This is a genomic window from Streptosporangiales bacterium, from assembly GCA_009379955.1.
Lineage (GTDB): Bacteria > Actinomycetota > Actinomycetes > Streptosporangiales > WHST01 > WHST01.
In genome coordinates this window covers 51,267-74,794 of sequence record WHST01000012.1, presented here as the reverse complement: position 1 = coordinate 74,794, position 23,528 = coordinate 51,267, and the positions used below count along the sequence as shown (strand labels likewise).

Below are 23,528 nucleotides of genomic sequence, written 5' to 3'. Positions count from 1 at the left end.
CGTCGCCGAGCGAGCCCTCGGTAGGGGGCACGCCCATGCGTCGCTTCGCCTCGTCGGTCATCGTGAAGCGCACCGTCGCGCTCGCCGTCAGGTCGCGGTCGACGACCGCGGCGAACCACCGGGCGAGCTCACCGGCCTCGGTGAGGGCACGCCACACCTTGCCGGGTGCGTGGGCGAGCTGACGTTCGAAGCGCAGCGCGAGCCGTCCGTCGTCGGTCGTGTGCGTCGTCGCGAGCCGGTGGGCGGGAGCGGTGGCGCGGAGCACGAGTGCGATGGACGGCAGCGACAGCGTGCCGTCCGCCTGGACGTGCGACGCGACCGCGGTGCCGATCGTCCGCGCGATCTCGGTGTCGTCCGCCCCGAGCCGCTCGCGCGCGGTGCGCACCATCTGCGGCGGCAGGGCGTGCAGGTTGAACCGAACGTACGCTTCGACGCTGTCGAACAGGTACGGCACGACGTGCTCGGTGACGGACACGTCGGTGAAGCCTGCCGCGCCGAGCTCGTCGGCGAGTGTCGCGGCGGCGGACATGCTGAACGGCGTCGGTACGCCGGCGGGCGGCGGTGGCAGTGACAACCGCTCGGTCAACGCGGCCGGGCCGGTGGACATCAGGTGCGTCTCCTGCGGCCCCCACACGGCGGCCGCCAGCGTTCCACCGGGGACGAGCAGGCCGAGAAGGGCGCGGAACAACGAGGCGTGGTCGGTCGCGAACATCAAGCCGAACCGCGAGAGCACGACGTCGAAGCGCTGGTCGAGGCGGTCGAGCGAGGCGAGGTCGATCTCGCGGAAGGAGACGTTGTCGAGGCCGTCGGCTCGGCGCCTCGCGATGTCGAGCATCCTCCCGGCGACGTCGACGCCCAGCACGTGACCGGACGGCCCCACGATGCTGGCCGCGCTCAACGCCGGCTCGCCGTGCCCGGTGGCGACGTCGATGACGCGCTGACCGGCGTGCAGGCCGGCGAGCTCGAAGAGCAGCGTCGTGACCGTGCCCGCGCCGCGTTCGAAGTCGTCCTGCACCGCCGCCCATCCGGCGCTGGCCTCGTTCCAGTTGACGCGCTGCTCGTCGGTGATCGCGGTGGCGTCAGGCCCGGGTGCCGTCACGAGGGGAGCCCTGCCGCGTAGCCCCGGCGGAGGTGCTCGGTGCGGTCGGCCGGCCACGGGCACCGCACGTCGCCCTCCAGCGCCGCGTAGAACAGCTCGAGGTGCGTGTGCCACGCGGCGAGCACCGTCGCGCGCAGGTCGGCGAGGCGCGTGGGGATCGTGTGGGTGACGACGAGTCGGGTGCCGACCTGCTCGTCGCCGTGGACCTCCAGGCGCACCTCGCCGGCGACTGCGCCGTCGTGGAGCCAGGTGTACGCCAGCACACGTGGCGGCTCGGCGACCGTGACGACACCGGTGTCGACGTAGCCGTGGGTGCATTGCACCGGAGGCGCCTGACTCACCGCGGGCGGGCCGTCGTCGGTCGCGGTGAGCGTCGCCCACACCGTGTCGGCCGGATGCACGAGGTCGCGCTCGAACCTGACCCGCCAGCCGTCGGGCTCCGCCGTGATCGTGCCGTCGCCGGCGCCGAACTCCTCGACGTAGCGCTCGGCGAGCGGCAGGAACCAGTCGTCGGGCGGAGGTGCGTCGCGTCCGTCGAGTGTCGCCGCGAGCTGGTCGAGGCACAGGTGCCAACCCGTCGCGTTGCGGGGGGCGGACGCGAGGTCGCCGTGCGCGCCGGTGCCGGCGAGCGTGTGGGTGAACACGAGCCGGCAGCCCGCGCCGTCGGGGACGAGCTCGAATCGCAGCGTCGAGTCCTCCCAGCGGAACACGTACACCTTCGGCGGGTCGAGCTCCACGATCTCGCCGCTCAGCGCCGCCGACTCGTCGAGCGGACCGTCGTCGAACCGGAACCGCATGGAGGCGCCGACGTGCAGGTCGGTGTCGATCCGCGCGGGGAACCAGTGCGCCATCTCGTCCGGATCTGTCACGGCCCGCCAGACCTTCTCAGGCGGATGGGCGAGCCGGCGTTCGAACCGCAGGACCGGTCGGCCGTCCACGACCCGCATGGTGCCGAGTGCGCTGTTCACGGGAGCTCCTTCGTCGTTTCGTCCATGGTGTCGAGGTGGCGTTCGAGCGCGTCGAGACTGTCGTTCCACAGCTCCCGGTAAGGAGCGAGCCACGCGTCGACCTCCACGAGCGGTTCGGGACGCAACCGGTACCACCGCCGCTGCGCGTCCTGCCGCACCGCGACCAGCCCGACCTCCCGCAACACCCGCAGATGCTTGGACACCCCCGGCTGCGTAATGGCGAGCCGCGAGACCAGCTCCCCCACCGACAGCTCCCCGCCCCGCAGCAGATCAAGGATCTCCCGCCGCCGCGGATCCGCCAGTACCTCGAACGTACGTGCCACAACAGTAATATAACCAGTCAGGAATGTAAGTCAACAGCAAACGACGAGACCGCGATGACCGGCGCGGGGGAGAGCGAGGGACGAAGGACCGAAGCCCCCAACCAGGAGGCATTCCAGAGGAAGCCGGGAACGTGGGGGGTCCGGGGGGCTCGGCCCCCCGGGGTATATCGCGGGAACGGGGAAGGTAGGACCCGAAGGGACCACCGAACAGGGGTGGCCACCCCGTGGGCAGGGGCGGGGTCGAACCGCCGACCTCTCGCTTTTCAGGCGAACGCTCGTACCAACTGAGCTACCTGCCCTGGTGCGGCCCCGTCAGTCGTGGAAACCCATGACCGCGTCGACCGCCCGGGCAGTCTAACCGATGATTCCGGTCACGCGCTGGGGGCTGGTGGTCGGGTCTGGGTGAAGCGGCGCTTGCCGTACTCCGAGAGGCGGAGGGCCGGTTTCCGCGTCAGTCACCCGTGGGTTTGGGCGTGCCGAGCGGCAGCTGGCCGGCGACGGTGATGTAGACCGTCGTCGTGACGAGGCCGGCGACGAACGCGGCGAAGCGTACGGCGAGCGGCAGGTCGATGGCGGCGTGGGTGCCGAAGCCGACCAGCAGCACGCCCGGCATGACACCGACGACGATGCGCATCGCACGCGGGATGGCGGGGACGGCCGTCAGGATCACCGCGGCGCAGAAGACGACGCTGGGCATGACCAGATTGGCCGGTCCTTCGACGTCGGGGAAGCCGGACCGGCACAACCCGTACGCGACCAGGGCGAGCGCGATGCTGCGGACGTAGTGCCGTTTCGCCGGTTCGGTTGCGCGCGCCCTGAGGGCGCGACGCCTCTTCCGCTGGGCCCGCTCCTCCGGGGCCGAGGGCTGGTACGGGCGCCAGCTGCTCTCCGGGACCTCGCGTTCCCGTGTGACCGCCGTGGTGGCGTTCGCGGCCTTGGTCGTCGCGGCGGCGAGGACGCTGGCGACCTGGGTGAGCCGGTCGTGTCGCGCCCGCGGGTCCTCGTCGTCGACGGGGGTCGCGTGGGTGACGGCGACGGGCTCCGTCTCGTCGGCGTCTGCGAGGCGGCCGAGGCCGCGCAGCTCGTCGAGTGCGGCGTCGAACCTGCCGGCGACGTCGGTCGACGAGCCCAGCCCGGTGCCGCCGACGACGTCGTCGCGGTAGCCGGCGAGGACGGTCGCGACGTCGGCACCGGTCGCCTCGTACGGCAGGAGCGCGGGCGGGCGCCTGGTGAGCAGGCCACTGAGCTGCAGGCGCGAGACCCCGGACACGTGCTCGAGCAGTTCGCTCCAGGCGATCTCGGTGTGGAAGCCACCGGCGAGGTTGCCGCCCTCCGCGGGCGCGACCACGCGGCTCGTGAGGCGTCGCAGCTCGGCTGTCATCGACGCATTCTCACGGAGTCGGGAGGCGTAGTGGCGCACCGGTGGGCTCGCCGGTGCCCGTGCCGGGCGTGCCGCTGCCGGTGCCGGACGGGCTCGGCGTCGGGCTGCCGCTGCCGGACTGGCTGGGGCTGCCGGACGTCGACTGCGACGGGCTGCCCGAGGACTGCGACTGCGACGGCGAGCCGGACGACGGCGAGCCGGACTGCGACTGCGACGGTGTGCCCGATGGCGTCCCCGACGGGTTCGGGTTGCTGTCGCCGCCGCACTGGGCCAGCAGGACGAGCAGGAGCAGCGTCAGGGCCAGCAGCACCAGGCCGACGACGACCCACCACCACCATGTGCGTCGTGGTGCACCGAGGCCCGGGCGTCCCCGCGGTGCGTACCCGGGCTCGGCCGGGTACTGGGTGAACGGCTGGAAGTACCTGGCGGTGGCGTCGCTGGTGCTGAGCTCCTCGAAGACCCGCTCGGCACCCGGGGTGACGCCGTCGTACGAGGTGGCGACCCATGGCCGCGTGCCGTCGAGGTCGGCGGCGAGTACGCGCACGCCCTCGCCACCGTCGTAGAGCTCGGCGGGGTCGGCGACCTCGCGGAAGCGTTGCTGCATCGCCATGTCCTCGGCGGCGGGCCCGGAGAGCGTGGCGATCGCGGCGCGGCGTCCCTCGCCGTCCGACCCGAGGAACACGACGCCGGCAGGGCTGTCGGCGAGGCGCGAGTCGACGGTGAACGGCCCGAAGGCGGTCGGGTCACCCGGCTGCAGAGGTCGCGTCACGTACGTTCCCGAGAGGTCATGGCGGAGCCAAGACTACGTGCAGCGCGGGCGCCGTAGGCGCGTCGGGGCACCGGGCGTGAGGTCACCGCGCCGATGTGGCGGGCAGGGCGGCGGCGCGTTCGAGGAGCAGGCTGCGTTCCCTGGTGTTCCTGGTGAGCCCGGCGGCCCGCTCGTACTCCGTGCGCGCCTCGTCGTCCCTGCCCAGCTTGGCGAGGAAGTCGGCACGGACGCTCGGCAGCAGGTGGTAGCCGCGCAGCGACGGCTCGTCCACGAGGTCGTCGGTGAGCGCGAGTCCGGCGGTGGGTCCGTCCGTCATGCCGACGGCGACCGCGCGGTTGAGCTCGACGACCGGGCTCGGCAGGACCGTCGCCAGGACCGCGTAGAGCCGCGCGACGAGTGCCCAGTCGGTGTCCTCGGCGAACGCGCCGGTGTGGCACGAGGCGATCGTGGCCTGCAGCAGGTACGGGCCCGGCGGTCCGCCGAGGGCCTGCCCGCGAACGAGTGCGGCGAGTCCGCGACGGATGAGGAGCCGGTCCCAGCGTGACCTGTCCTGCTCGAGCAGCGGGACCGGGTCGCCGCCGGGGCCGAGCCGGGCGGCCGACCTCGACGCCTGGATCTCCATGAGTGCGACGAGACCGTGGACCTCGGGCTCCTTCGGCGCCAGCTCGGCGAGGATGCGTCCGAGGCGCAGCGCCTCGCGGCACAGGCTCGGCCGCATCCAGTCGTCGCCCGCGGTGGCGGAGTAGCCCTCGTTGAAGACGAGGTAGATCACCTCGAGCACCGACGACAGTCGCGGTGCGAGCTCGTCGCCGCTCGGTACCTCGAAGGGGACCTTCTTCGTGGCGAGGGTCCGCTTGGCGCGGACGATCCGCTGGGCGACGGTCGGCTCCGGGACGAGGAACGCGCGGGCGATCTCGTCGGTGCCGAGCCCGCCGAGCAGGCGCAGGGTGAGGGCGACGCGCGCCTCGGTGGACAGCACCGGGTGGCACGCGGTGAACATCAACCGCAGGACGTCGTCGTCGACGTCGTCCGCGACGGCGCTGTCGAACTCCGCGAGCGCCCGTTCCTGGTGGACCTCGAGGTCGCGTCCGATCTCCTCCTGCTTGCGCGCGAGCCGCTCGTTCCTGCGGAACAGGTCGATGGCGCGCCGCCTCGCGGTGACAGTGAGCCAGGCGCCCGGGTTGTCCGGGACACCCGACTCGGGCCACTGTTCGAGCGCGGCGACGAGCGCGTCGTGCGCGAGCTCCTCGGCCAGGCCGACGTCGCGGACGACGCGGGCGAGGCCGGCGATGATCCTGGCGGACTCGATCCGCCACACCGCCTCGATCTGGCGGTGGACGTCGGATGCGGGCACGCTCGATCAGAACACCGCCGGCTCGCCACGCGCAAGCCGTGCTACTGCGGACCGCCGGGGCCGAAGTCGTCCGGGCCGAAGACCTGACGGAGCTCGGTCTCGCCCTCCCAGCCCGGCCAGCACTCCAGGTGCAGGTTCATGAAGCGGGTCGCCCACTCGACCGCCTCTTCCTTGGTCTTGACGTCGTAGACCGCGTAGCCGCCGATGACCTCCTTGGCCTCGGTGAACGGGCCGTCGGTCACCGAGATCTTCCCGCCGGCGACGCGGATGGACGCGCCGGCCGCACTCGGGTGGAGGCCGCCCGTCTCGAGCAGTACGCCCGCCTTCGTCGCCTCCTCGCCGAGCTTCGCGATGCCCTCCATCAGCTCCTGTGGCGGCATGGCGCCCTCGGGGCCCTTGGCCAGTGTCATGAATCGCATGGTGGTGTCTCCTCCGTGCTGTCGATCGGGCGCCCGGTCGGGCCGCCTCTACGGACGCGTCGAACAACGGGTCAACGAGATCGACACTCCGCCGATGTTCTCCCGGATTTCCTCGCACCGCCGCGCCGGTCCCGGCCCGATCGCCGCTCCGGACAGGTGCCGTCACCGTACCTGTGGCGCGGATCTCCTATCTCGGCACAAACCATTAGGTTAGCCTTACCTTATGCTGCCACGCTCGATGCTTCGCCGCGCCGTTCCCCTTCTCGTCGGCTCGCTGCTCGTGGTCGCCGGCGCCGGGTGCGGGGCGTCGGACGCCGACTCACCGGCGGGCGCCGCGACGCGCGACGCGCCGGTGACGGTCAAGCATCGCTTCGGCAGCACCGAGCTCGACACGGTTCCGCAGCGGATCGTCACGGTGGACATGCAGTGGACCGACGTGATGCTCGCGATGGGGGTGACCCCGGTCGGGTACACCCGCGACTCGCTCATGCCGAAGTCCGGTGTGCCGTGGCAACGGCTACCCGCGAAGGCGAAGGCGTTGTCGTTGACGGACGGGGTGCCGGTCGAGCAGATCGCCGCACTCGAGCCCGACCTCATCGTCGGTACGTTCTCGATCGCCGACAAGGAGACCTACGACGTGCTCGCGGACATCGCGCCGACCATCGGCGCGCTCGACGCACAGCAGGTAACGCCGTGGCAGGACCTCGTCCGCACGGCGGGCACGATCCTGGACGACCCGAGCAAGGCCACGGCGGTCGTCGACTCCGTCGACCGCAAGGTGTCGGCCGTCGCGCGGGAGATGCCCGGCCTCGAGGGCAAGACGTTCGCGCTGGCCCAGTACATCGTCGGTGACGCGATGTACGTCGTCGCCGACGAGAAGGATGGCTCCAGCGTCCTGTTCCAGCAGCTCGGCATGCGTCTGTACCCGCCGGTGGTGCGCGAGGGGAAGAAGGCGCGCACCGCCCGGGTCAACGTCAGCACGGAGCGGGCCGACCTGTTGCGGGCCGACCTGCTGCCGTTCCTGGTCAACGGCGGGGACGAGAGCGACCTCGCCGACATCCCCGGATTCGACGAGCTGCCCGGCACGGTGGCGGTGCTCGACTACGCCACCGTCGTCGGGTTGAACACCCCGTCGCCGTTGTCCATCCCGTACGTCCTGAAGGAGCTGCGTCCGTACCTCGGAAAGGCCGCGAAGGCGAAGAAGTGATCGGGGCGGCATCGGCGTGAACTCGACCACCGCGCGTCCGACCGGCGTGACCGGCTGGACGAGGGCGCGGACGTCGTCCAGCGTGCTCGCGGTCGGTCTCGTCATCCTCGTGGTCGCTCTCCTGGCGACGTCGATCGCGAGCCTCTTCCTCGGCGGTCGGGGGATCGGCGCCGGCGTGGTCGTCGAGGCACTCGTGCACCACGACCCGGCGAACACCGAGCACGACGTCGTCATCACCTCGCGGCTGCCCAGGATGCTCGTGGGGCTGCTGGTCGGCGTCGCACTCGGCCTGGCCGGTGCCGTCCTGCAGGGCGTGGTCCGCAACCCGCTCGCCGACCCGGGGCTGCTGGGCGTGAACGCGGGCGCGGCACTCGCCGTCGTGAGCGCCATCGGCTTCCTCGGTGTCACCAGCGCGTTCGGCTACGTCTGGTTCGCGTTCGCCGGTGCCGCGGTGGTCGCCGGCCTCGTCTACGCTGTCGCCTCGCTCGGCCGGGACGGAGCGACGCCGGTGAAGCTCGCCCTCGCCGGCGCTGCCGTCTCCGCCACCCTGACGTCGGTCACGACGGCGGTCCTGCTGGTCGACGCGGCGACGTTCGACCGGTTCCGCTTCTGGACGGTGGGTGCCCTGGCCGGGCGCCACCTGGAGCTGGTCGCGCAGCTCGCGCCGTTCCTCCTACTCGGCAGCGTGCTCGCGCTCCTGCTCGGCCGGTCGTTGAACGTCCTGTCGCTCGGTGACGACGTCGCTCGCGCGGTCGGGCAGCGGGTGGGGCTGGCGCGCGCCGTGGCGGCCGCCGTCGCCGTCGTCCTGTGCGGCGCGGCGACCGCACTGGCGGGTCCGATCTGGTTCGTCGGACTCGTCGCTCCGCATGCCGCGCGGCTCGTCACCGGGCCCGACTACCGCTGGATCCTGCCGTACTCGGCGGTGATCGCGCCGTTGCTGCTGCTGGCGTCCGACATCGCGGGGCGGCTCGTCGCCCGTCCCGGCGAGATCCAGGTCGGCATCGTGCTGGCCTTCGTCGGTGCCCCGCTGTTCATCGTGCTGGTGCGGCGCCGGCGGCTGCTGGAGCTGTGATGACCGAGAGCACCGATCGCACCCGGCGTCCCGTCGTCGACCGGTGGGCGCGTGGTGTCGTGCTGCGTGCACGGCTGCAGCGCAGAGCACGCGTCACCGCGGTGACGCTCGGCCTCGCCGGCGTCTGCTTCGCCGTCTGCTGCGTCTCGCTGTCGGTCGGCGACGTCCATATCCCCGTCCTCGACGTCGTGCGCACGCTGGTCGGGGCGGGTGACGGTGGCACCGACTTCATCGTGAACCGGCTCCGCCTCCCGCGCGTGCTCGTCGCGGTCCTGGCGGGTGCGGCGTTCGGGCTCTCCGGCGCGATGTTCCAGACACTCGTGCGCAACCCGCTCGCCAGCCCCGACATCGTCGGCATCACCGCGGGGGCGAGCGCGGCAGCGGTGATCGCGATCCTGTCGTTCGGACTGTCCGGGTACGCGGTCTCGCTCGCGGCGTTCGTCGGCGCGCTCGGTGTGGCGATCGCCATCTATCTACTCGCCTGGCGCGGAGGTGTCACCGGCTACCGCATGGTGCTCATCGGCATCGCCCTGGCGGCCGTCATGACCAGTGTCGTGTCGTTCTGGCTCACCCGGGCCGAGGTCTACGACGCGCAGGACGCCCTGATCTGGCTCACCGGGAGCTTGAACGCGAAGACGTGGACCACCGTGCGGATTCTCGGCCTCAGCGCGTCCGTGCTCGCACCGCTCGCGTTCCTCGCGAGTCGCCGGCTCGACGTGTTGCAGCTCGGCGACGAGACCGCACGGGCGATCGGCGTCGCCGTCGAACGCTCCCGACTCGGCGTGCTGGTCGTCGCCGTGGCGGTCACCGCCGTCGCCACGGCCGCGGTCGGCCCGGTCGCCTTCGTCGCCTTCACCGCCGGTCCGATCGCACGACGTCTCGTCGGTCACGGAGCGATCGCGCTCGTCCCCGCGGCCTTCGTCGGCGCGCTGACGATGACGGCGGCGGACTTCTTGGCGCAGCACGCGTTCGCGTCCGTCACCTTCCCGGTCGGTGTGGTGACGGCGATCGTCGGTGCGCCCTACCTGTTGTGGCTGCTCGCGGTCACCAACCGCGTCGGACGAGCTGGTTAGGACCTGTCGATGACCACCGAGCACAGCCTGTCCGCGCAGTCGGTGTCACTGGCGTACGGCAGCCGAGAGGTCGTGACGGACCTGTCGGTGGAGATTCCTCCCGCCAAGATGACGGGCATCGTCGGCGCGAACGCGTGCGGCAAGTCGACGCTCCTGCGTGGCCTCGCACGGCTCCTCGCTCCCCGCTCGGGCGTCGTGTGTCTGGACGGCAAGGACATCAACACGCTGTCGAGCAGGTCGGTCGCCATGCGCCTCGGACTGCTGCCGCAGTCACCGACCGCGCCGGAAGGCATCAGGGTCTCCGACCTCGTCGGCCGCGGGAGGTATGCGCACCAGGGCTGGCTCCGTGGTCACAGCACCAGGGACGACGAGGCCGTCGCCCGGGCCCTGGTCGCCACGGACACGCTCGACCTGGCCCCGCGGTCGGTGGACGAGCTCTCCGGCGGGCAGCGCCAGCGCGTGTGGATCGCGATGGCACTCGCACAGCAGACGGACCTGCTGCTGCTCGACGAGCCGACGACGTTCCTCGACGTCAGCCACGGCATCGAGGTGCTCGACCTGCTCACCGACCTGAACCGGCGCGACGGCACGACGATCGTGCTGGTGCTCCACGACCTCAATCTCGCGGCGAGGTACGCGGACCATCTCGTGGCGATGAAGAGTGGCCGGATCGTCATGGAGGGTGTGCCGGGAGACGTCATCACCGAGGAGACCGTCGCCGACGTGTTCGGCATGCGGTCGCGGATCCTGTCGGATCCGGTGTCGCACACGCCGCTCGTCGTCCCGATCGGCCGCCATCACGGTGACGACACGAGCCTCGACACGACGGACGCCCTGACCCGAGGAGCGTCATGACGACGATTCGGACCGAGATCCGCAGGATCACCAGGGAGAGTGCGCTTCCCGTCAACTGCCCGGTCACGGTCGAGTCGGTCTCTGCCGTGTCGACCGGCTTCGTCCGGGTGAGCGTGCGAGGCGAAGGGCTCGCCGCCTACCGGGACGTGTGGCCCGCCGACGCCTTCAAGCTCCTCCTCCCTCCGGACGGCAGGGGGCCGGTCGACTTCCCGGTCCGAGGTGACGACGGGCTGCCCTTCTGGCCGGACGGCTCGCGGCGACCGGTCCTGCGGGCGTTCACCGTGCGGTGCTTCGATCCCGTCCGGTTGCGGATCGACTTCGACGTGGCCGTCCACGCGGACGGGCTCGCCATGCGCTGGGTCCGTGGCGTCGAGCCCGGCGACGTCATCGGCCTTGCCGGCATGCGGCACGAGTTCCACGCGGGCACGGGCGTCGAGCGGCACCTGATGGTCGGCGACTCGAGCGCGCTGCCCGCGCTGGCCGCGATCGTCGAGACGCTGTCGCCCCAGATCCCCACGACCGTGTACCTCGCCGTCGCGCACGCCTCGGACACCACCCTCCTCGCCGCGCGGCCGCATGTCACGGTGCACTGGCTGATCGGCCCGGCCGACCCGTGTTCGCCGCTCCCTTCGGCCGTCCGCGACGCCGAGCGCCCCGGGGGCAGGACCCAGGCGTGGCTGGCGGCCGAGGCGGGCGTCGTGCGTGACCTGCGACGGTTCGTCACCGACGACCTCGGCGTCGCCCGTGACGACCTGCACGCGGCCGCCTACTGGAAGGCGGGTCTCGACAGCACCGAGGTCGATACCCGCGCTCTTCGGCACTACCAGCGGGCGATCGAGGCCGGTGCCGACGTCACGGACCCCGACCTGCGGGAGCAGGTGGACCTCGAGGCAGCCTCGTCTGACTGATCTAAGGGTTGACTTATATAAGCCTTGAGTGAATGATGACGGGCATGCACGCGTTCGACGTCCTCGGTGATCCGGTCAGGCGCCGGATCCTCGAGCTGCTCGCCGACGGCGAGCAGGCGTCGGGCACGCTCGGCGCGGTCGTCCAGCAGGAGTTCGGCATCTCCCAGCCCGCGGTGTCCCAGCATCTGAAGGTGTTGCGGGACAACGGCTTCGCGACCGTACGGGCCGAGGGTGCCCGCCGGTTGTACGCGGTCGAGTCCGCGCCGCTGCGGGAGGTCGACATGTGGCTGGACAGGTTCCGCGTCTTCTGGGACCAGCACCTCGACGCGCTGGCCACCGAGCTCGCGCGCGGCAGGCGAGAGAGACGACAGGCGGCTCGGAACGATCCGGGCGCCACGGAGACCGACCAGCAGGAGGACACGTGAGCGAGATCATGGACCACCTCACCGCGATGCACCGCGAGCTGCACGACCGCACGATGCCCGTGGGCGAGGGCAAGGCCGTCGTGATGCGCAGGCAGTTCGACGCGACGATCGAGGACGTCTGGGACGCCCTCACCGACGCCGATCGGCTCAAGCGCTGGTTCCTGCCGGTGAGCGGTGATTTCCGCCTCGGCGGTCACTACCAGATCGAGGGCAACGCCGGCGGCAAGGTCCTGGTGTGCGAGTCTCCGCACCTGCTCAAGGTGACTTGGAACTACGGCTTCGACCCGGACACCGAGGGGGTCAGCGAGGTCGAGGTTCGCCTATCCGAGGGGCAGGGCGGCACCACCACGTTCGAGCTCGTCCACGCCGCGGTCACACCGCCGGAGATGTGGGACCAGTTCGGGCCGGGCGCGGTCGGCGTCGGCTGGGACCAGATGCTGCTCGGTCTCGGTCTGCACATGGCCGGGAACGAGTTCGAGGGCGACATCGAGACCTGGCACGAGACGGACGAGGGCCGCGAGTTCATCGGCGCCAGCAGTCGGGCATGGCGGGTCGCGCACGAGGCGAACGGCGCGTCCGCGGCCGAGGCGGCCGCCGCAGCCGAGCAGACGTTCGCGTTCTACGCCCCGGAGCCCGGAGCAGGAGACGAGCCGGCCGGCTGACCACCATCCCGCGAGCGGGAAGGCGCCTCAGCCGACCCGCTCGCGGGTGACGTCGCGGGCGTTCGTGCCCGGTCCGTCGAGGTTCCAGGCGACGACGCGGCGCGGATGGATGCGGATGACCTCGTGGGTGAACCCGTCCATCAGCGGACGCTCTGCGACGAAGACCTCGGCGCGACCGCGGATCTCCAGGCCGCGCCCGGTCTGCCCGTCGGGACCGACGCTCTCCTCGGGTGCGGCCATGTCGTCGACGACGAAGGACACGCGTGGGTCGGCGGAGACGTTGCGGAACTTCTGCGTGCTGCCCAGCCAGGGCCCACCGATGTCGATCGTGCCGGTGTCGCCGTTCAACCAGTAGGTGACGGGATGATTCTGGGGCGCGCCGTCCGGGTTCAGGCTGGCGAGACGTCCCAGCGGCTGTCGCCGGAGGTAGATGCGTTCGATGTCGGTGAAGGTCATCTCCTCACCCTGGTACCTCAACCAACGTTGATGTCAACTCCGTCGCCGTACGCTAGGCCCGTGATCGATGTCCGACCGGCGGACGACGACGACGTCGCCGACCTGCGAGCGGTGGCCGCCGCCGCGTATGAGCGCTACGTCGCGCGCATCGGCCGTCCACCCGCGCCCATGGAGGCCGACTACGCCGCGGCGGTCCGCGACGGGCAGACCTGGGTCGCGGTCCGGGCCGGCAGGTTCGTCGGCTTCGTCGTCCTCGTCGCGCGGCCGGACCACCTCCTGCTCGACAACGTCGCCGTCTTGCCCGCGGAGCAGGGCGGCGGAGTCGGTGCGCGGTTGCTCGACCTCGCCGAGGAGCAGGCGCGATCGAGGGGACTCGCCGAGGTGCGGCTCTACACCAACGAGGCCATGACCGAGAACCTTGGCTACTACCTCAGGCGTGGGTATGAGGAGACGCATCGCGCCGAGCAGGACGGCTTCCGGCGCGTGTTCTTCCGCAAGTCCGTTGCACCGTAGCGATGGCCGATAGCTGACACGCGCGCGTCGGCGATCGACCGATCACTATCCTCGGGGCGTGGCGGCACTGGGGGAGGACGTTCGCGAGGCGGTGCGGCTGCTCGTCGACGCCGCACGGTTGCTGGCCAGGCACTGGCCCGCGATCGTCGCGTGGGTCGTCGGCGGCTACGTCGCGCACGAACTTCTCGTCCGCTTCGCCGCTTGGATCGCGCTCGGCCGACCGAGGGCGAAGGTCCTCGCCGACTACGTGGAGTACGACACCACGCCGGACGTCTGGGCGAGGGTCGCGGGGTTCGGCCTGCTCGGCCTGGCCGCACTCGCCACGCTCGTCATGATCGTCGGCGTCCTCTCCTCGATGCGTGCGGACCTGCCGTTGCGACCGGTCGAGTACCTGCCCACCTTCGGTGCGCGTGCGCGGCGGGTCCAGCACACGCTGGCACTCGTCGTCGCGCCGTTCCTCGGCTTCTACGCCGGCTGGGGCCTGCTCGACGCCGACCAGGCGTACTACCGGTTCCTCGGCCAGGACTTCACCGTCGACCTCACCAGGGTGGACGTCCCTGGTATCGCGGTACGGCTCTTCGTCGTCGCGCTCCTGGCCTTCCTCGCCAAGGTCGTGACGACGGGCCTCACGAGGAGGTTCGGCAAGCCCGCGCTCGGACTCGTGGCCGCGGTGTGCGAGGCCGTGTACCTGTTCCTCGGTGTCTTCGCGATCGGCCACGGACTGCGCCTGCTGGCCACCTGGGCGCAGACCCGCGTCGTCTGGCGCGCGACCCTGGACGGGTACGACGCGGTGGTGGCCGCACTGCCTTCGCCGTTCGGGGATCTGGTGCCCGCCATGGTGTCGGCGTACGCCGACGTGGTCGGAGCCGTGCTCGGTCACCTCAAGGACGGTGTCGTCCAGCCACTCGTGTGGCTCGCGATCGCGTTCATCGTCTACCAGCACATCGAAGGATCCGCGGAGGACGAGGACGCCGACACGCTGTCAGGCGGGTCCGGCGCAGTTGTCGCCAGGCTGGCGACCAGAGGTATCAGGGAGAAGTACGTCGCGTTCGCGACCGCCACGAGGTCGGCGCTCCGGGCCGGCGTGGTGCCGTTCCTCGTCTTCTGCGTCTACTACCTCGCTGTGGCGGTCGCCATCGGCTGGGGATGGACCGCCCTCGCGCGCTACGGCATCGGCCCGCACCCCGACTGGTTCTGGGCCGAGATCGCGCCCTGGCAGCGACTCGGCGAGTCCGTGCTCACCGACGTGCTCAGGCTCCCGCTGCTCGCCGCGGGCTACGCGCTCGTCGTCCGTCGGGTCAGGTCGCGAACCGCCAGTACCGAGGGTTCAACCCCAGTCCCGCTACCTCGACCGTGAAGTCGCGCGCGCCATCGTCGACGACGAAGCCCGTACGCACCACGTACGGGCGTGTGCCCTTCCCGTCGCCGAACCCGGCGGTCTCGACCTCGGCGTCGGACAGGTCCTCGAGCGAACCCTCGTCCCAGCATCGTCCGGCACCGTCGCATAGCCGGGTCTCGGCGAGGGTGAGCTTCCCGGCCTGCCGCGTCGGTGTCACGACGAGCTCCACGACGACGAACTTCGTGCCGCGGGGGTGCTCGGCCGGTTCACCGGCATAGGTCGGCAGCGACCCGGCCGTCCGCACATGCGTCAGCCGGACGGCGTGGCCCTTGATCCGCGTGGTCTCACCGGCCGCGACGTCGACGGGGTCGGACTCGGCGAACTGGTCGAGGAGCGCGGAGTTCCTGGTGCCCGCCAGGTACGCGGCCGCGACGCAGACGAGGACCAGGGCGACGAGACTCGCCAGGTGTCGGCGGGCCCAGCGCGCCACTTTCGGGCGAGACCTCATGCGGGCGACACCTGGGGGACCTCGGCCGGTCCGTCGGTCGCGAGCATCCGCCGTGCGCCTGCCGCGTCGACGTCGAGGTCGATCCGCAGCTCCTCGTGCGCGGGAACCGGCGTGTTCGCGGCCTCGAGCAGGACGAGCGCGGCACCCGCGAGCCGGTCGCGTGGCACCTGGAAGACCACGGCTCCCGACATCGGGATCCCCGGGTGGAGGGTGACGTCGGCGGTGAGCTGGTCGGGGACCTCGACCGGTCGGTACCTGCTCCCGTCCGCGGTGAGGAGCGCGGCGTCGACGATCAGGGAGTGCTCGACGGCGGTGACGGTGACGGGCACGACGAGGAGGACGCCGTCGGTCGCGCGGTACTCGTCACCCGCGGCGACGGCGATGGTGCGTGCGGTGCGGTCGCGGTGGGCGAGGGCGTGCAGCGTCTCCCCTCGGAGTTGTGCGCCGAGCTCGCCGTGCCGGGTCAGCGGACCGCCCTTGTCCGCGCCGGTCGGCCGGATCTGGACGAGCGCGACGATCGCGGCGCACAGCGCGACGACGAGCAGACCACGCAGGACGCGTGCGGGGCTCGTCATGTGCGTACGACCATCGGCACGGTGGCCACGACCTTGCTGGTGGGCCACCAGCGCAGATCGTTGCCGTGCCGGAAGTCGTCGGGAGTGTCGCCGAGGGTGCGTTCGGTGCCGAGCACGAGCACATCGACGGTACGCGGCGGCGCGCTGCGCCGGGTCGGCTCGACGTTCGCGGTGAACCTGACTCGCCTGGTGAAGCCGGGCTGGACGCGCTGGCTGTCCGTGGGGTCGAGCACCCGGTAGCCGCCGAGCCTCTCCTCGCGGCCGTCCATCCGGTAGCTCAGGACGATGATGGTGCCGAGCGTGGCGGGGGTCTCGCGGCTGGTGTTGTGGATATCGACGTCGAACTGCAGCTCGTGCGCTCCGCGCTCCGCCCGGCTGGTGATGGGCGAGTCCGACCAGGTCACGGCGATCACGCGGACCCGGAACTGGCCACTGTCGACCCATTCGCGGGCATCGGCCGCGCGGTACGGCGCATGCGCGAACCCGCCGAGCAGCCCGACGACCGACAGGACGTACAGCACCGGCGCGACCACCGCCGCCGTGACCACGAGCCGCCGCTGCCGGCGGCTCCGCCTGGCCGCCCCCCTGTCGTACGCCACGCCGGGAAGTATAGGGAGGACGGCCGGCGGCCATACTTGCCGGAATGGAGTCGAGGAGCGAAGCCCTGTTCATCGGCGGACGCTCCGGCGTCGGCAAGACCACCGTCGCGTACGAGATCCACGCTCAGCTCAGCGCGCGCGAGGTGCGGCATGCGCTGATCGAGGGCGACAACCTCGACATGGCGTACCCGCCCACGCGGGAGCACGGGCTCGCCGAGCGCAACCTGGCGGCGATGTGGGGCAACTACCGCTCGCTCGGCTTCCGGCGGATGATCTACGTCAACACCGCGAGCGTGCGCGTGGTCGATGAGCTGACCGAGGTCATGGGTGACCGTCCGCGCGTGACCGCCGTCCTGCTGACGTCGAGCGACGCGACGGCGCGGGAGCGGCTGGGTCGGCGGGAGATCGGCAGCACCCTCGACTGGCACGTCCACCGCAGCGACCTCATGGCCGCCGAGCTCGACGAGGCGACGAAACCGTGGGTGCACAGGGTCGCGACCGACGGACGTCAGGTCTCCGACATCGCGGCAGAGGTCATCACGCTCACCGGCTGGGACGCCGTCCGCGGGGCGCGACCCGGCTAACCGTCCTCGGCCAGCCGGGCCGCTCGGGCCTGCAGGTAGTTCTGCTCGGGGAGGCTGGTGGTCAGGCGTGCGGCCGCGAGGTAGCAGGATCGGGCGCGCTGGTGGTCCCCCGCCATCTCCAGCAGGTGTGCGCGGACCGCGTGGAGGCGGTGGTGCCCGGCGAGCCGGTCGTCGTCGTCCAGGGGCGCGAGCAGGTCGAGGCCGGCCTGCGGGCCGTGCACCATGGCGACCGCGACGGCGTGGTTGAGGGTGACCATGGGGTTGGGCGCCAGCTCTTCGAGTAGCCGGTACAGCACGACGATCTGCGGCCAGTCGGTGTCCTCCGCGTGCGGTGTCTCCGCGTGCACCGCGCCGATGGCCGCCTGGATCTGGTACGGGCCGGGCACCGTCCGGGGCAGGGTCTCGCTGATGAGCGCAATGCCTTCGTCGATCGACTCCCTGTCCCACCGGCCGCGGTCTTGTTCGGCGAGCGGGACGAGGCTGCCGTCGGGCCGCGTGCGTGCAGGCCGGCGCGCGTCGGTGAGCAGCATGAGCGCGAGGAGTCCGGCAACCTCGCCGTCGTCGGGAAGCAGCGCGTGGACGACCCGGGTGAGCCGGATCGCCTCACCGCTCAGCTCGCCGCGGTGCAGGTCGGGGCCGGAGGTGGCGGTGTACCCCTCGTTGAAGATCAGGTAGAGCACGTGCAGGACGGCACCGAGACGGTCCGCCAGCTCGTCCTCGGACGGCGGTCGGAACCGGGCGCCCGCCGCCTTGATGCTCTGCTTGGCGCGGCTGATGCGCTGGCCCATGGTCGTCTCGGGCACCAGGAACGCCCGGGCGATCTGCGCCGTGGTGAGACCGCCGACGGCGCGCAGGGTGAGCGCGATCTGGGACGGCGCGGTGAGGCCGGGATGGCAGCACAACAACAGCAGGGTCAGCGTGTCGTCCTGGCTCGACGATCCCCCGACGTCGGCAGCCGGCGAGAGCAGCTCGTCCGGCGGGGTCAGCGAGGCCACCTTCTCCTCCCTGCGCCGGCCGGCCTGCTCGCTGCGGAGCAGGTCGGTCAGCCGGCGCGCGGCTACCGTGATCAGCCATCCCTGCGGGCTGTCGGGCGTCCCGCCTTCCGGCCACTGCGTCGCCGCGGCCAACAACGCCTCCTGCACCGCGTCCTCGGCGGCGTCGAAGTGCCCGTACCGCCGTACGACCGCGGCGAGGACCCGCGGCGCCAGCCGGCGCAGCAGGTCCTCCATGCCGGTGTCGACGCTCACATCTCCTGGCCGGACATGTCCATGATCGGGCGCACCTCCACCGCGGCGAACCGCGCGTCGGGGAACCGCGCCGCGATCTCGGTCGCCCGTTCGGCGCTCTCGCAGTCGACCACGAAGTACCCGGCCAGCTGCTCCTTGGCCTCGAGGTACGGCCCGTCCGTGATCACCGGTGCACCGTCGCGTACCCGCGCGGTCCTGACGGTGACCGGGTCGGCGAGCGCTTCGCCGGCCACGAGCTCCCCGGACCCGGCGATCTCCGCGAACAGCTCCTCGGACTGCCTGGTCATCTCGGCACGCTCTTCATCGGACATCGCCAGAGCCTCCGCGGTCCGCAGGAAGATCGGGTGCCCCCAGGTCTCGGGGTTGCTGTAGATCATGACGAGGTACTTCATCTTCCACTCCTCGGGTTCGATTCGGGTCCGACGACGGTTACGACAGCGCGGCGACGCCGATCACGTTGCCCGCGGGATCGGTGAAGTGCCCCACGACGAGGTCTCCCGCGCGAGCCTGCGCGGGTTCGGGACCCATCGCGCGTGTCCCGCCGAGGCTCTCGGCCTTCCGGAGTGCGGCCTCGACGTCAGGGACGCCTACGTAGAACAGGACGCGGGCCTCGAAGCCCTTGCCGCCGGCGACACCGCCGTTGATGCCCCCTTCACCGTGGGTGCTCCCGTCCACGAAGCCGTAGTTGCCGGGCTCGGAGACCGCTTCGGTGGACGCGTCGCCCATGGCGAACTCCCATCCGAACAGGTCACCGTAGTAGCCGCGGAGCTTGGCCGGGTCGGTCCCGATGATCTCGAAGTGCACGACAGGATGCCCCATGGATCTCTCCTTCTTCGTCGGGTGCTTTCACCGCAGAGGTCGGAGCCGGACCCACGGCTTCGACGGCTTCGACTGGATATTCGCCATGAATCTGCCGGATGAGTCTGAACGGATCCCGTGATCTATGCTGCTGCCGACTCATCCAGAGTGACCTGAGGGACCTGGCCCTGTGACGGTCCGGCACCCGGCTTCGGCGCGGTGCTACTGCCAGGATCGATGAGGAGGACCAGTAGTGCGCCACCTTGACCTGATGCGATTCCGTCCTGCCCGAGAGCCGGATGCTCCGATGGTGGCCGCGCTGCACGCGGCCAGCTGGCGACGTCATTATCGAGGTGCCTACTCGGATACGTACCTCGATGGTGACGTCATCGACGATCGCGTCGCCCTTTGGAACGACCGACTTCGCGAACCCTCGGACAGGCAGTACACGCTCCTCGCCGAGGAGGACGATGTGGTCGTCGGCTTTGCTCACACGATCCTCGACGAACACCCGACCTGGGGTGCGTTGCTCGACAACCTCCACGTCAGTGACGGCTTCCAGCGACGTGGCATCGGCGGTCGCCTGCTACGGCTGAGCGCCGAGGTGGTCGCGGAACGTACACCGGGATCGGGGTTCTACCTGTGGGTCCTGGAGCAGAACCGGCCAGCCCAGTCCTTCTACCGAGCACTCGGGGGAAGGTGCATCCAGCGCGCCGACGTGCCACCTCCCGGAGGTGTTCCGGCTCGACTCAACGGCTCACCCGCATGTTTGCGGTACGCGTGGCCGGAAGCCCGCGAGGTGCTCCAGACCTGAGCCGGCCCGGTCGACCAGTACCGGCAGCGGTGAGGACCCGGAGCCGGGAACGAGTGAAGGGCCGTCACCCTCTGCCGGGGTGGCGGCCCTGTGACCTGCGAGAACGTTGGGCGGTCCTGACGGGATTTGAACCCGCGGCCTCCACCTTGACAGGGTGGCGAGCACTCCTAGCTGCTCCACAGGACCATGTTGCGATGATGCGACGGCGCCCCGGTCGAACGCTGGTGCTCGTCTCCGCGAAGGCCGACGCCACTCTACAACACCACGGGCGGCGGCTGCGGCGCCCGGTCGTCTAGAACGTGTGGGCGCTCTTCACGGTGAGGCCGCCGTCGCAGAACAGGTGTGACCCGGTGACGTACGACGCCTCGTCGGACAGCAGCCACGCGACCGCCCGGGCGATCTCGGCCGGCGTGCCGAGGCGGCCGGCGCGTAGTCGACGGCGAGGCTGCGGACGAGTGCGGAGACACCGCGTGACGCCGGCTCAGTCCGGCCAGGACGGTGAGCGGCCGAGCATGGCCACGGTCGTGTCCAGGGTCGACGCGTCGACCGCCACCGGGACGCCGGGTCCGAAGACCGCACCAGGCCGGAGTCTCAGGTTCCCGTCGGGGACGTCCTGTGCCATCGCGAGTGCGGTGGCGAGCACGTCGTCGTCCAGGTCGAGCGGTACGTCAAGTGTCCGCGTGACGTCCCACGCGTGCACGACGTAGTCGAGGAAGTGGAAGCCGATGGCCTGCCTGCCGGGGAAGGTCAGCTGGGTGCTCAGCTCCGGCAGCGAGAAGTCCCGGTCGAGCACGCCGACCGCCGCGAACGCCGAGACCACGCGAGCGGTGGCGAGCGTGTACGCGGAGACGGGATCCGAGACGCCGGGCGTGACCTGCCATCGCGCGAGATCGCCGCCCTCGCCCGACGCCGCCGCGACGAAGCCGTGATGCTGGGCGGTCATGTGGGCGAGCAGCTCGCCGAGCGTCCACTCCGCGCACGGCGTTGGTCGGTCGAGGTCGGACACCTGCACCAGCGAGACGATCTCCATGCTCGCCAGCACCGCGCGCCGGTCCAACTCTCGTACGTCCGTGTCGACCGTCCGCATGACCACTCCCGTCGATGTGCGTAAGCAGATCGTAAGCATTCGCATACGATCTGACAAGGCGTACCATTGCCGCGATGACCAGGCAGTCACGATCGCGGCGCGACACCAGCCGCCCGGACCTCGCGGCGATGATGGTGCCCCTCGGGCGCGCACTGACCGCGGCGGAGCAGCCGGTGCTCGACGCCCACGACCTGACCATGTGGGGCTATGTCGTGCTGCTCGGGCTCGACGCCGAGCCGGTCCGCACCCAGGCCGCACTCGCCCAGGCCATCGGCGCGGACAAGACGCGCATCATCGCCGTGCTCGACGACCTGCAGGACCGCGGCCTGATCGAGCGTCACCCCGACCCCGCCGACCGGCGCGCCCGCCTCCTCGCATTGACGCAGGAAGGGCAACGAACACGCGACTCGGTGCAGTCGGCGATCCAGCGCCGCGAGGAACGCCTCCTCGCCCGGCTCCCCGCGGCCGACCGCCGGGCGTTGTTGCGCGCCCTGCAGGCGTTGCACGCGCTCCCGTACCAGGAGATCGCCGACCCGGACGACTGACCGCCCCGTCGCATGAACGAGTGAAACCGGCGTGAGGGCGCCGTGTATCCATCCGCCCGCAGAGTTGCTCCGTCAGGCCGGTCAACCCGAACCCGGCCGTGAAGGAGCAACACCATGACAAGCGCTGTCAGCACACACGGTCTGGTCAAGGCGTTCGGTGCCGTCCGGGCCGTCGACAGCATCGACCTCGACGTCCGTCAGGGCGAGGTCTTCGGCGTGCTCGGTCCCAACGGCGCCGGCAAGACCACGATGCTGAAGATGCTCGCCACACTGCTCGGCATCGACGAGGGCGAGGCGGAGATCTTCGGCGTCGACGTACGTCGCGAGCCGCATCGGATCCGGCAACTGCTCGGTGTCACCGGGCAGTACGCCTCGGTCGACGAGAACCTGACCGCCACCGAGAACCTCTGGCTGTTCGGCCGCCTCCAGGGGATCAGCTCGCGCAGGTCCAGGGAGACGGCGAAGCGACTGCTCGGCCAGTTCGGTCTCGAGGACGCGGCGAACAAGAGGATCTCGCAGTTCTCCGGCGGCATGCGGCGGCGCCTCGACCTGGCCGCCAGCCTGATCACCCGTCCGCCGCTGATCTTCCTCGACGAGCCGACCACCGGTCTCGACCCGCGTACCCGTGGACAGATGTGGGACACCATCCGTGGCCTGGTGGCCGACGGCTGCACCGTCCTGCTGACCACGCAGTACCTCGACGAGGCGGACCAGCTCGCCGACCGGATCGCGGTCATCGACCGGGGCCGCAAGGTCGCCGAAGGCACCCCCGACGAGCTGAAGACCTCGGTCGGCGACTCGACGCTGCAGCTACGCCTCGCGGAGGGCGCCGACCAGGGCCTCGCCGTCGACGTGGTCCGCCGGCTGCTCGGCGAGGAGCCCGTGCTCGCTCCCGAGTCGGGCCGGATGAACGTCGCGCTCGACACCGCCGACCGGGCGGCCGACGTGCTCATCGGGCTCCGCCAGGCGGGCATCGGCATCACGTCGGTGAGCGTCGACAAGCCCACGCTCGACGAGGTCTTCCTCGCCCTGACCGGACACGACGCCGGTGGCGACGGTCAGCGCGACGCCTCGGTCGACGACCAGAACGCACCCCACGAGCCGTATCAGGAGGTGGCCAGATGACCACGGTCACACTCGACCCGAAGGTCGCGGTCGCACGGACCCGGCCCCGCAACACCCTGGCGGAGACGCTCAGCCAGACCATGAGCATGGCCTGGCGGGCCACCAAGAAGATGCGCCGGAACCCGGAGCAGTTCTTCGACGTGACCCTGCAGCCGATCCTGTTCACGGTGATGTTCGCGTACATCTTCGGCGGCGCCATCTCCGGTGACGTGAAGAGCTACCTGCCGCTGATGATCCCGGGCATCCTCGCGCAGACCGTACTGACCACGTGCATGGCGACCGGTGTGCAGCTGCGCGAGGACATGGACAAGGGCGTCTTCGACCGGTTCAAGTCGTTGCCGATGGCCAGGATCGCCCCACTGGCGGGACCGATGGTCGCCGACCTGCTCCGCTACACGATCGCGGCGACGCTGACCTTCGCGATGGGCATTCTCATCGGCTACCGCCCCGACGGTGGCGCGCTCGGCGTGCTCGCCGCGATCCTGCTGTCGATCTTCACCGGGTGGTCACTGGCCTGGGTGTTCACCTGGGTGGGCACGATCGCCCGCAGCGCCCAGAGCGTGCAGGGCATCTCGATGATGATCCTGTTCCCGCTGACGTTCCTGTCCAACGCGTTCGTCCCGGTCGACACGCTGCCCAGTTGGCTGGCCACGTTCGTGCGGATCAACCCGGTCTCACACCTGGTCTCCGCCGCACGCGACCTGGCCAACAACGCGGACCTGACCGCGGAGGTGGGCTGGACGCTGGTCGCGAGCGTGGTGGTGATCGCGATCTTCGCCCCGCTGTCCGTCTGGAGCTACAAGCGCCACCTGTAGGCGCACCG

29 protein-coding genes, 2 tRNA genes and 1 pseudogene are annotated in these 23,528 nt (G+C 71.0%); 14 read left to right on the top strand and 18 right to left on the bottom strand.

What is annotated here, in order from left to right; genetic code table 11:
• Positions 1 to 244: 244 nt before the first annotated feature.
• The 8 genes and pseudogenes from GEV10_05860 to GEV10_05825 form a co-directional block, all read right to left on the bottom strand.
• Positions 245 to 1,099: pseudogene (locus GEV10_05860) on the bottom strand (methyltransferase domain-containing protein).
• Complete coding sequence (locus tag GEV10_05855; GenBank protein ID MQA77993.1) at positions 1,096 to 2,046, bottom strand: hypothetical protein; 951 nt, start codon at positions 2,044 to 2,046, stop codon at positions 1,096 to 1,098. The pseudogene GEV10_05860 and the gene GEV10_05855 overlap by 4 nt, the downstream one beginning before the upstream one ends.
• A 17-nt stretch (positions 2,047 to 2,063) precedes the next feature.
• A complete protein-coding gene (locus tag GEV10_05850) occupies positions 2,064 to 2,390 on the bottom strand; it encodes a metalloregulator ArsR/SmtB family transcription factor (protein MQA77992.1) in 327 nt (108 codons plus the stop codon).
• 225 nt (positions 2,391 to 2,615) lie between these two features.
• Positions 2,616 to 2,689, bottom strand: a tRNA-Phe gene (locus GEV10_05845).
• 152 nt (positions 2,690 to 2,841) lie between these two features.
• Entirely contained in the window at positions 2,842 to 3,771 is a 930-nt protein-coding gene (locus GEV10_05840; GenBank protein MQA77991.1) for a hypothetical protein, read from the bottom strand.
• 10 nt (positions 3,772 to 3,781) lie between these two features.
• Positions 3,782 to 4,540, bottom strand: coding sequence for a hypothetical protein (locus GEV10_05835; GenBank protein ID MQA77990.1), 759 nt, complete (start codon positions 4,538 to 4,540; stop codon positions 3,782 to 3,784).
• An 82-nt stretch (positions 4,541 to 4,622) separates the two neighbouring features.
• On the bottom strand, positions 4,623 to 5,894 hold the full coding sequence (locus tag GEV10_05830; GenBank protein MQA77989.1) for a sigma-70 family RNA polymerase sigma factor: 1,272 nt from the start codon (positions 5,892 to 5,894) through the stop codon (positions 4,623 to 4,625).
• Positions 5,895 to 5,935: 41 nt separating this feature from the next.
• Entirely contained in the window at positions 5,936 to 6,313 is a 378-nt protein-coding gene (locus GEV10_05825; protein ID MQA77988.1) for a hypothetical protein, read from the bottom strand.
• Positions 6,314 to 6,536: 223 nt separating this feature from the next.
• Between GEV10_05825 and GEV10_05820 the strand changes: the two genes are divergently transcribed.
• Genes GEV10_05820 through GEV10_05790 form a run of 7 tightly spaced genes read left to right on the top strand, consistent with a single transcriptional unit; the run spans position 6,537 to position 12,515 of the window.
• Positions 6,537 to 7,520 carry an ABC transporter substrate-binding protein gene (locus GEV10_05820; protein MQA77987.1) on the top strand — a complete coding sequence of 328 codons (984 nt, stop codon included), beginning with the start codon at positions 6,537 to 6,539 and terminating at the stop codon, positions 7,518 to 7,520.
• Between the two features lie 10 nt (positions 7,521 to 7,530).
• Positions 7,531 to 8,592, top strand: a complete 1,062-nt coding sequence (locus GEV10_05815; protein MQA77986.1) for an iron chelate uptake ABC transporter family permease subunit — start codon at positions 7,531 to 7,533, stop codon at positions 8,590 to 8,592.
• Entirely contained in the window at positions 8,592 to 9,665 is a 1,074-nt protein-coding gene (locus tag GEV10_05810) for an iron chelate uptake ABC transporter family permease subunit (protein MQA77985.1), read from the top strand. The genes GEV10_05815 and GEV10_05810 overlap by 1 nt, the downstream gene beginning before the upstream one ends.
• A gap of 9 nt (positions 9,666 to 9,674) precedes the next feature.
• The gene (locus tag GEV10_05805) at positions 9,675 to 10,520 is read left to right on the top strand and encodes an ATP-binding cassette domain-containing protein (protein MQA77984.1); all 846 of its coding nucleotides are present in this window, start codon (positions 9,675 to 9,677) and stop codon (positions 10,518 to 10,520) included.
• On the top strand, positions 10,517 to 11,428 hold the full coding sequence (locus tag GEV10_05800) for a siderophore-interacting protein (GenBank protein ID MQA77983.1): 912 nt from the start codon (positions 10,517 to 10,519) through the stop codon (positions 11,426 to 11,428). The genes GEV10_05805 and GEV10_05800 overlap by 4 nt, the downstream gene beginning before the upstream one ends.
• A 35-nt stretch (positions 11,429 to 11,463) precedes the next feature.
• On the top strand, positions 11,464 to 11,853 hold the full coding sequence (locus GEV10_05795; GenBank protein MQA77982.1) for a metalloregulator ArsR/SmtB family transcription factor: 390 nt from the start codon (positions 11,464 to 11,466) through the stop codon (positions 11,851 to 11,853).
• A complete protein-coding gene (locus GEV10_05790; GenBank protein ID MQA77981.1) occupies positions 11,850 to 12,515 on the top strand; it encodes a polyketide cyclase in 666 nt (221 codons plus the stop codon). Before GEV10_05795 ends, GEV10_05790 begins: the two co-directional genes overlap by 4 nt.
• A 27-nt stretch (positions 12,516 to 12,542) precedes the next feature.
• Here GEV10_05790 and GEV10_05785 read toward each other — a convergent pair whose 3' ends face one another.
• On the bottom strand, positions 12,543 to 12,971 hold the full coding sequence (locus GEV10_05785; protein MQA77980.1) for a PPOX class F420-dependent oxidoreductase: 429 nt from the start codon (positions 12,969 to 12,971) through the stop codon (positions 12,543 to 12,545).
• Between the two features lie 30 nt (positions 12,972 to 13,001).
• On the opposite strand from GEV10_05785, the gene GEV10_05780 reads away from it, so the two are divergent.
• Positions 13,002 to 13,484, top strand: a complete 483-nt coding sequence (locus tag GEV10_05780) for a GNAT family N-acetyltransferase (protein MQA77979.1) — start codon at positions 13,002 to 13,004, stop codon at positions 13,482 to 13,484.
• 58 nt (positions 13,485 to 13,542) lie between these two features.
• A complete protein-coding gene (locus GEV10_05775; GenBank protein MQA77978.1) occupies positions 13,543 to 14,841 on the top strand; it encodes a hypothetical protein in 1,299 nt (432 codons plus the stop codon).
• Here GEV10_05775 and GEV10_05770 read toward each other — a convergent pair.
• Genes GEV10_05770 through GEV10_05760 form a run of 3 tightly spaced genes read right to left on the bottom strand, consistent with a single transcriptional unit; the run spans position 14,783 to position 16,505 of the window.
• Positions 14,783 to 15,331 (bottom strand): hypothetical protein, encoded by a 549-nt coding sequence (locus GEV10_05770; GenBank protein MQA77977.1) that lies wholly within the window; start codon positions 15,329 to 15,331, stop codon positions 14,783 to 14,785. The genes GEV10_05775 and GEV10_05770 overlap by 59 nt on opposite strands.
• Positions 15,328 to 15,906 carry a hypothetical protein gene (locus tag GEV10_05765; GenBank protein MQA77976.1) on the bottom strand — a complete coding sequence of 193 codons (579 nt, stop codon included), beginning with the start codon at positions 15,904 to 15,906 and terminating at the stop codon, positions 15,328 to 15,330. Before GEV10_05765 ends, GEV10_05770 begins: the two co-directional genes overlap by 4 nt.
• Positions 15,903 to 16,505, bottom strand: coding sequence for a hypothetical protein (locus GEV10_05760; protein ID MQA77975.1), 603 nt, complete (start codon positions 16,503 to 16,505; stop codon positions 15,903 to 15,905). The genes GEV10_05765 and GEV10_05760 overlap by 4 nt, the downstream gene beginning before the upstream one ends.
• 44 nt (positions 16,506 to 16,549) lie before the next feature.
• On the opposite strand from GEV10_05760, the gene GEV10_05755 reads away from it, so the two are divergent.
• Positions 16,550 to 17,089, top strand: coding sequence for an adenylyl-sulfate kinase (locus GEV10_05755; protein ID MQA77974.1), 540 nt, complete (start codon positions 16,550 to 16,552; stop codon positions 17,087 to 17,089).
• Here GEV10_05755 and GEV10_05750 read toward each other — a convergent pair.
• The 3 genes from GEV10_05750 to GEV10_05740 are packed head-to-tail and all read right to left on the bottom strand — an operon-like array spanning position 17,086 to position 19,155.
• Positions 17,086 to 18,318, bottom strand: a complete 1,233-nt coding sequence (locus tag GEV10_05750) for an RNA polymerase sigma factor (GenBank protein ID MQA77973.1) — start codon at positions 18,316 to 18,318, stop codon at positions 17,086 to 17,088. The genes GEV10_05755 and GEV10_05750 overlap by 4 nt on opposite strands.
• 14 nt (positions 18,319 to 18,332) lie before the next feature.
• On the bottom strand, positions 18,333 to 18,728 hold the full coding sequence (locus GEV10_05745) for a YciI family protein (GenBank protein MQA77972.1): 396 nt from the start codon (positions 18,726 to 18,728) through the stop codon (positions 18,333 to 18,335).
• A 37-nt stretch (positions 18,729 to 18,765) separates the two neighbouring features.
• Positions 18,766 to 19,155: a glyoxalase gene (locus tag GEV10_05740; GenBank protein ID MQA77971.1), complete on the bottom strand. Its 390-nt coding sequence runs from the start codon at positions 19,153 to 19,155 to the stop codon at positions 18,766 to 18,768.
• 232 nt (positions 19,156 to 19,387) lie between these two features.
• Between GEV10_05740 and GEV10_05735 the strand changes: the two genes are divergently transcribed.
• Complete coding sequence (locus GEV10_05735) at positions 19,388 to 19,948, top strand: GNAT family N-acetyltransferase (GenBank protein MQA77970.1); 561 nt, start codon at positions 19,388 to 19,390, stop codon at positions 19,946 to 19,948.
• Positions 19,949 to 20,059: 111 nt separating this feature from the next.
• Here GEV10_05735 and GEV10_05730 read toward each other — a convergent pair.
• The 3 genes from GEV10_05730 to GEV10_05720 form a co-directional block, all read right to left on the bottom strand.
• Positions 20,060 to 20,134 (bottom strand) — tRNA-Asp (locus tag GEV10_05730).
• Positions 20,135 to 20,240: 106 nt separating this feature from the next.
• On the bottom strand, positions 20,241 to 20,348 hold the full coding sequence (locus GEV10_05725) for an SDR family oxidoreductase (protein MQA77969.1): 108 nt from the start codon (positions 20,346 to 20,348) through the stop codon (positions 20,241 to 20,243).
• A gap of 81 nt (positions 20,349 to 20,429) precedes the next feature.
• The gene (locus GEV10_05720; protein MQA77968.1) at positions 20,430 to 21,035 is read right to left on the bottom strand and encodes a TIGR03086 family protein; all 606 of its coding nucleotides are present in this window, start codon (positions 21,033 to 21,035) and stop codon (positions 20,430 to 20,432) included.
• 74 nt (positions 21,036 to 21,109) lie between these two features.
• Between GEV10_05720 and GEV10_05715 the strand changes: the two genes are divergently transcribed.
• From GEV10_05715 to GEV10_05705, 3 genes are all read left to right on the top strand, one after another.
• Positions 21,110 to 21,580: a winged helix DNA-binding protein gene (locus tag GEV10_05715; protein MQA77967.1), complete on the top strand. Its 471-nt coding sequence runs from the start codon at positions 21,110 to 21,112 to the stop codon at positions 21,578 to 21,580.
• Between the two features lie 114 nt (positions 21,581 to 21,694).
• Positions 21,695 to 22,705 (top strand): ATP-binding cassette domain-containing protein, encoded by a 1,011-nt coding sequence (locus GEV10_05710; GenBank protein ID MQA77966.1) that lies wholly within the window; start codon positions 21,695 to 21,697, stop codon positions 22,703 to 22,705.
• Entirely contained in the window at positions 22,702 to 23,520 is an 819-nt protein-coding gene (locus GEV10_05705) for an ABC transporter permease (protein ID MQA77965.1), read from the top strand. The genes GEV10_05710 and GEV10_05705 overlap by 4 nt, the downstream gene beginning before the upstream one ends.
• Positions 23,521 to 23,528: the final 8 nt, after the last annotated feature.

Coding starts and splice junctions, on each gene's coding strand:
- GEV10_05855 (MQA77993.1), bottom strand. CDS start 2,046: ATGCGGGTCGTGGACGGCCGACCGGTCCTGCGGTTCGAACGCCGGCTC.
- GEV10_05840 (MQA77991.1), bottom strand. CDS start 3,771: ATGACAGCCGAGCTGCGACGCCTCACGAGCCGCGTGGTCGCGCCCGCG.
- GEV10_05825 (MQA77988.1), bottom strand. CDS start 6,313: ATGCGATTCATGACACTGGCCAAGGGCCCCGAGGGCGCCATGCCGCCA.
- GEV10_05820 (MQA77987.1), top strand. CDS start 6,537: ATGCTGCCACGCTCGATGCTTCGCCGCGCCGTTCCCCTTCTCGTCGGC.
- GEV10_05810 (MQA77985.1), top strand. CDS start 8,592: ATGACCGAGAGCACCGATCGCACCCGGCGTCCCGTCGTCGACCGGTGG.
- GEV10_05805 (MQA77984.1), top strand. CDS start 9,675: ATGACCACCGAGCACAGCCTGTCCGCGCAGTCGGTGTCACTGGCGTAC.
- GEV10_05800 (MQA77983.1), top strand. CDS start 10,517: ATGACGACGATTCGGACCGAGATCCGCAGGATCACCAGGGAGAGTGCG.
- GEV10_05795 (MQA77982.1), top strand. CDS start 11,464: ATGACGGGCATGCACGCGTTCGACGTCCTCGGTGATCCGGTCAGGCGC.
- GEV10_05785 (MQA77980.1), bottom strand. CDS start 12,971: ATGACCTTCACCGACATCGAACGCATCTACCTCCGGCGACAGCCGCTG.
- GEV10_05780 (MQA77979.1), top strand. CDS start 13,002: ATGTCAACTCCGTCGCCGTACGCTAGGCCCGTGATCGATGTCCGACCG.
- GEV10_05770 (MQA77977.1), bottom strand. CDS start 15,331: ATGAGGTCTCGCCCGAAAGTGGCGCGCTGGGCCCGCCGACACCTGGCG.
- GEV10_05765 (MQA77976.1), bottom strand. CDS start 15,906: ATGACGAGCCCCGCACGCGTCCTGCGTGGTCTGCTCGTCGTCGCGCTG.
- GEV10_05755 (MQA77974.1), top strand. CDS start 16,550: ATGGAGTCGAGGAGCGAAGCCCTGTTCATCGGCGGACGCTCCGGCGTC.
- GEV10_05750 (MQA77973.1), bottom strand. CDS start 18,318: ATGGAGGACCTGCTGCGCCGGCTGGCGCCGCGGGTCCTCGCCGCGGTC.
- GEV10_05745 (MQA77972.1), bottom strand. CDS start 18,728: ATGAAGTACCTCGTCATGATCTACAGCAACCCCGAGACCTGGGGGCAC.
- GEV10_05740 (MQA77971.1), bottom strand. CDS start 19,155: ATGGGGCATCCTGTCGTGCACTTCGAGATCATCGGGACCGACCCGGCC.
- GEV10_05720 (MQA77968.1), bottom strand. CDS start 21,035: ATGCGGACGGTCGACACGGACGTACGAGAGTTGGACCGGCGCGCGGTG.
- GEV10_05715 (MQA77967.1), top strand. CDS start 21,110: ATGACCAGGCAGTCACGATCGCGGCGCGACACCAGCCGCCCGGACCTC.
- GEV10_05710 (MQA77966.1), top strand. CDS start 21,695: ATGACAAGCGCTGTCAGCACACACGGTCTGGTCAAGGCGTTCGGTGCC.
- GEV10_05705 (MQA77965.1), top strand. CDS start 22,702: ATGACCACGGTCACACTCGACCCGAAGGTCGCGGTCGCACGGACCCGG.